Source organism: Campylobacter sp. JH32 (assembly GCF_017846535.1).
Taxonomy (GTDB): Bacteria; Campylobacterota; Campylobacteria; order Campylobacterales; family Campylobacteraceae; genus Campylobacter_D; species Campylobacter_D coli.
In genome coordinates, this window is sequence record NZ_JAEQBS010000065.1 from 1 (window position 1) to 255 (window position 255).

The following is a 255-nucleotide window of genomic DNA, read 5'->3' on the forward strand; positions in this document are numbered from 1 at the left end:
AAATATGAAAAATTATATAGAATAGTAGATGATAATAAACATAATCTAAGATCAAGTTTATTTCATAATGAATGGGGTATGGCAGCAGGAATATTAGGTGATTATAAATACCTAGCTAATGATATGTCTCAAAATGGTTTTAATGCAAGATTTATCCAAGCTACTATACTTTATATACAATTAAGTGGAGGAAGTAGTATATTAGATAAACCTAATTTATTAGGTGCTATTTATGGTTATGCAGATATTGCTGTA

Annotated in this window: 1 pseudogene; it reads left to right on the forward strand. The window is 26.7% G+C overall.

Annotation, left to right across the window (positions count from 1 at the left end):
* A pseudogene (locus KAR67_RS09525) lies at positions 1 to 255 on the forward strand (hypothetical protein); the annotation flags it as partial.